The 5,238-nt window shown below is 36.5% G+C and carries 7 protein-coding genes; 2 read left to right on the top strand and 5 right to left on the bottom strand.

Annotated elements, in window-relative coordinates; genetic code table 11:
• Positions 1-120: 120 nt before the first annotated feature.
• Both AC4GME_RS00815 and AC4GME_RS00810 read left to right on the top strand, forming a co-directional pair.
• Positions 121-714 (top strand): YajG family lipoprotein, encoded by a 594-nt coding sequence (locus AC4GME_RS00815; RefSeq protein WP_490376959.1) that lies wholly within the window; start codon positions 121-123, stop codon positions 712-714.
• A gap of 28 nt (positions 715-742) precedes the next feature.
• Positions 743-1,294 (top strand): peptidylprolyl isomerase, encoded by a 552-nt coding sequence (locus tag AC4GME_RS00810; RefSeq protein WP_490376960.1) that lies wholly within the window; start codon positions 743-745, stop codon positions 1,292-1,294.
• 273 nt (positions 1,295-1,567) lie between these two features.
• Here the strand turns inward: AC4GME_RS00810 and AC4GME_RS00805 are convergent, their stop codons facing one another.
• The 5 genes from AC4GME_RS00805 to minC form a co-directional block, all read right to left on the bottom strand.
• Entirely contained in the window at positions 1,568-2,524 is a 957-nt protein-coding gene (locus AC4GME_RS00805) for a GGDEF domain-containing protein (RefSeq protein ID WP_490376961.1), read from the bottom strand.
• Between the two features lie 262 nt (positions 2,525-2,786).
• Positions 2,787-3,185 carry a hypothetical protein gene (locus tag AC4GME_RS00800; RefSeq protein WP_490376962.1) on the bottom strand — a complete coding sequence of 133 codons (399 nt, stop codon included), beginning with the start codon at positions 3,183-3,185 and terminating at the stop codon, positions 2,787-2,789.
• Positions 3,186-3,465: 280 nt separating this feature from the next.
• Positions 3,466-3,732: a cell division topological specificity factor MinE gene (minE, locus tag AC4GME_RS00795; protein ID WP_490376963.1), complete on the bottom strand. Its 267-nt coding sequence runs from the start codon at positions 3,730-3,732 to the stop codon at positions 3,466-3,468.
• A 1-nt stretch (position 3,733) separates the two neighbouring features.
• Positions 3,734-4,546: a septum site-determining protein MinD gene (gene minD, locus AC4GME_RS00790; protein WP_490376964.1), complete on the bottom strand. Its 813-nt coding sequence runs from the start codon at positions 4,544-4,546 to the stop codon at positions 3,734-3,736.
• A 22-nt stretch (positions 4,547-4,568) separates the two neighbouring features.
• The gene (minC, locus tag AC4GME_RS00785) at positions 4,569-5,237 is read right to left on the bottom strand and encodes a septum site-determining protein MinC (RefSeq protein WP_490378893.1); all 669 of its coding nucleotides are present in this window, start codon (positions 5,235-5,237) and stop codon (positions 4,569-4,571) included.
• Between the last annotated feature and the right edge of the window lies 1 nt (position 5,238).

Below are 5,238 nucleotides of genomic sequence, written 5' to 3'. Positions count from 1 at the left end.
CTATTTAACCTTTAATATTTCTAACGCTCAAAAATCATTCATATCTGTTAAGTAAATAAAAAGACAAAGCAAATTTATTTGTTATGATCTTTACCACTATCTACCTAAAGGAAAACAATCGTGATTCATTTATTGTTAAAAAGTGCTCACAATGCACTATTAATTATTAGCGCTGTTTTATTAGCCGCGTGCAGTACTTCCCCCGCAAGTGTACAACTTCAGCCTGAATTATCACTTAATCAAACCGGAAAACTGTTGCAGAGCAAATTAATCTGGAATATTAGCAGCCAAGATCAACGTATTGCACATTACCTTATTGAAATAACAGATGGCGATAATGCGGCCACGCTTATTAATGAGTCACAGAGCAGTCGCTTAATTATTGAAAATGTTTTACATAAGCAATGGATAAAGCAAGGCTTAACTTTTAAAGCAGATAGCGAAGATAAAATAGATATCCAACTTATTAAGCTGCTAGCAAAAGTTGAGCAAAACACTCTTACTCACAACATCAATTCAAAAATAGTAATTAAAGTAAAGCTGAGTTCTGAAAACACAATATTTAGCAAAACATTTAAGTCTCGCTTTAACCAAGAGGGCGTTTTTACAGCTGATAGCAAACAAGTAACAGAGCAATTAAATGATCAGTTATCACAATTATTAAATGAAATAATTCAAGATCCTGAGCTTAACGCTAAACTGCAGCAACTTTAAAATCATTCATATATTAAGGAATTACCCAATGAAACAGCTATTATCTTTTTTTCTACTTTTAATTAGTGCATCTACTTTTGCAGCAACAAACCCGACCGTTGTGATGGATACATCTAAAGGGAGAATCGTCATCGAACTTTTACCTACTCAAGCACCAAAAACTGTGGCTAACTTTTTAGCTTATGTAGAAAAAGATGGTTTTAACAAAACCACCTTCCACCGGGTTATTAATAGTTTTATGATCCAAGGTGGAGGTTTTAAAGATTCAGGTACTAAAGCCACCTCATTATCACCTATTGAAAATGAATCTAAAAATGGCTTAAGTAATGAACGCGGTACTATTGCAATGGCAAGAACAAATCAGCCGCATTCAGCAACTCGCCAATTTTTTATAAACCATAAGGATAACGCGTTTTTAGATGCGCAAGGCAGTAGATGGGGTTATGCCGTATTTGGTAGAGTTACCTTGGGTATGGATGTGGTTGATAAGATTGCTAATGTTAAAACGGGTGGCGCAGATAAACCTGTTCAAGCTGTTATTATCAATAGCATCACTTTGAATGCTGGCGAGCTAAAATAATAAAGATTGCGCCAGTACTGAAGTATTGGCGCCGTATATTGGGAATTCAAGGTATCAGGCTCGATCATCGGAAATTTCACTTTAACAGCCGCTACAGATATAAACAGAAAACTGATGAAACGTCCCTAACCCGCTCTGTTTATTACCACTGTAACCATTCTTGCTTTATAGCCAAACATCTTATCCTGACGGCGCTCTCGCGTTTATTAATGCCTAAAATAAAGATCTGCTTGTCACGCATATTTTTTTACTCTTTTCTCTTCTCTTATTTTTTCATTTGGAAATATTTACCTGATTACGTCCATTCTCTTTCGAAAAATAGAGTGCCTGATCAGCCCGTTTTAACAGATTATCTACACAAAGATCTTCCTTCATTATTTCACTCAATCCACCACTCACCGTAAATGAAAGTTCTCCTTCTGAAGTAGAAACTTTCAATTCACTCAGCCCTTTTATTAATCGTAAAGCCACGTCCTTAACTTGTTGAACAGATGAGTCCGGCATAATAATTAAAAATTCTTCGCCACCGAGACGGCCAGCAACATCTAGTTTCCTAATCGCTTTTTTGAGGTATTTAGCTAATTCAACCAACACCAGATCCCCTACGCCATGTCCATAGGTATCATTAAACTGTTTAAAATGATCAATATCAAGCATAAGTACACTGATATTCGTTCCATAGCGTTTGAAACGTTCGAAAGACCTTTCCAGCTCATGCATAATATGCCGTCTGTTATAGAGCGTTGTAAGCGGATCGGTCATTGCCATTTCATGAAGTTTTTGCTCCATAAGCTTTCGTTCCGTAATGTTACGGGTTGAGGTAACCACAGTTCTTTTTTGATTGAGAAGAGAGTGCATAGGGCGTATTTTCACTTCAAACCACTGCCGATTCTCAGGTCCGATCACTCCAGGAGCAAGCAACTGAAAATCTTCTAGCTGAAGAGAATATTCAAGCGTCACCATTTTATTTTCAGAGAAACATTTATTAACTGCATTGCGCAGATCATTTCCGATAGCTTCAATGGTACTAAATTCAAATATAGAGCGTTGCTTCATATTGCCAATATTAAAAAAAAGGTCTGGTTGTTCATTTCCGAAATGGCTCAGTATTATTCCTGATTCATCAATGATGAAATGCCGATCTGGCATAAAACCTGAAATATCGTCTAACATAATTTTAAGATTGCGGAGTTCTTCAATAACTTCTTCAAGTTTATTTACAGTTAACATATTAATCCTCCTTGAAAACAATATGACTCTTCATAACCTAATAAATTATTTAGGAGATTCATCTATCCACTACTTTATGAGTTTAGCTACATATATGCATTTATCTTTTAAAACAGGAAAATATCAGTTAAATAAGGGATACACTCAAGCATCAACTGGCGTGATATCGAGAGAAATTAATGAAGATTGAGTCATCCCCACCTATAAATAAATGCTAGTTATAAAAAAAAGAGATGGGGCCAAACTTACGTTCCCTTTTCGCTCATAAGTCAGTTGAAGGGATTTTTAAATGTATCTTGGCAAAATTAGCTAGATTTTTATCTGAAGATTCAATCTGAATCGGCAGTTTCACATTTTGAAAAGCTTTGTTAAGAACGTTAAATAAGATAGCGCTTTCCACATAATAATACACTCCGCAACAACCATATTGTGAAAGCTTATTAGTCCAGGCAATTAGACGTAACTTTGCGTCGGGTGTCATTAATGCAGATACGTCTATATGTTTATACAAGACCCAATGAGGCAAATGTTCACAGGCTAGCAGTACCTGCTTAAAATGAGCATCAATCCCTTGCTCATTAAAACCGCTTGCGATTTCAGTTTTAACTATCGCTCCTTCGATGCCAATAACACTTGTTCCGTGCGCTAAATTATTGGACATTGACATTACCTGCTTACTGTTAGTGATATCATAGAAAGATTACGAAACGCCTTGCCCGTAAGTATAAACTAGATGCTTATCTTTTGCCTTGCATAGAAATAGTAAGAGAAGCCCATAAATGCGTTAAATAAAGAGGTTACCTGATTAGCAATCATTCCCAAGATTCCTTTGCCTATGCTAATTTTTGACTCCCTTTATTATTCTTTTCAACATAAAAAATGCGACCTAACTTTTATCAAGTTAGCTCGCATTTTTAAGTTATTAACAGTAATGATTGTAATTACCTGTTTTTGGGCAATGCTACATTTACTTCAAGTACAGACATATCATCATCCGCTTTATCACTAAATTCACATTTCACATCATTGCTTGAAATATCCATATATTTACGAATTACAGCAACAATCTCTTGTTGCATTTCAGGTAAATAGGACGGTCTTGCTGCACATGAATGTTCATGCGCTACAATAATTTGTAAACGATCTTTGGCTAGCTTAGCACTACCTTTTTTTGGTTTCTCTTGTCTAAAATATTGTAATAGTCCCATCTTAACCTCCAAATATACGGCTTAAAAAACCTTTCTTTTCATAGGTAATAAACCGAAAATCCCGATCGATACCCAGCAAACGATCAACCGCATCTTGGTATGCTTTACCCGCATCACAATCTTGGTTCAAAATAATGGGTTCACCTAAGTTAGATGCATTTAATACATCTTGAGACTCAGGGATCACGCCCAATAGATCTATGCCCAGTAAGTCATTAATATCATCAATACTTAGCATCTCCTCTTTTTCAACACGCTCTGGGCAATAACGTGTAATTAACAGATGCACTTTAACTGGAGTTAGTTGTTGCTCTGAACGATATGATTTGCTTGATAGCATGCCTGTGATTCGATCTGAATCGCGCACCGAAGATACTTCTGGATTGGTTGTTACAATCGCTTCATCTGCAAAGTACAATGCCATCATCGCACCTTGCTCGATACCTGCAGGGGAGTCACAAATGATATATTCAAAACCGTCGGCTTTTAAATCAGCAATAACTTTTTCAACACCCTCTTTAGTTAACGCATCTTTATTTCTGGTTTGCGAAGCTGGCATTATGAATAGATCACTAATACGTTTATCTTTTACTAATGCTTGTTGCAGATTTGCTTCACCATTAATAACATTAATCAAATCATAAACAACGCGACGTTCACAACCCATAATCAAATCCAGATTACGTAAACCGATATCAAAATCGATAATCACAGTTTTTGCGCCACTCATTGCAAGGCCACTACCAATTGCGGCACTGCTTGTTGTTTTACCAACACCACCTTTACCTGATGTTACGACAATTACTTTTGCCATTATTGTTCCTTAACTAAATAAATTAAATCCGACTTAAACTGGATAATACAATCTGTTCATCTTGTAGTGACACAATGCAACTTTTACCCACAAAATCAGCTGCTAAATCATCACTTAGTTTATAAACTCCGGCAATAGAAATGAGTTCAGGGCTAAGCGCTTGGCAAAAGATAGAGGCACTTTTTTCTCCCATCGCCCCCGCAATCGCTTTACCACGTAATGCTCCATAAATATGAATATTACCGTCAGCAATCACTTCTGCACCTGCACCAACATCACCATTTATAACCAGGTCGCACTCTTTAGCATAAATTTGTTGACCGGATCGAACCCGACCAGTATGAATTTTGGTTTTTACATAAGAGCTGACAAACTCGCTTGTTTCTACTTCAACAGTTTGATTTTCTTTCTCTACTTTAACTTCCGTTTCACGAGCCTGACGTTTTGAGCTTCTTAATATGGCAATTTTTTGGGCTTTAATTTGCTCTTTTTGTGATGCTGATAAATCACCAGAGATACCCAGCAAAATAAATCCCTGCTCATTCACTATTTTCTTTATTTGAGAAAAATCTAAATTCAGCGTGTCACTTTCTACCTTGACAACAATTGGTGCATCACTAAAAAAGTCAGGTGCCATCATTCGTTTTTGATTGAGCTCATCAGAAAGAACGGCAAGCTCCTCACTATCAATA

The organism is Psychromonas sp. (assembly GCF_983033635.1).
The sequence above is the reverse complement of the archived record's forward strand: the minus strand, read 5'-3'. Positions and strand labels throughout refer to the sequence as shown.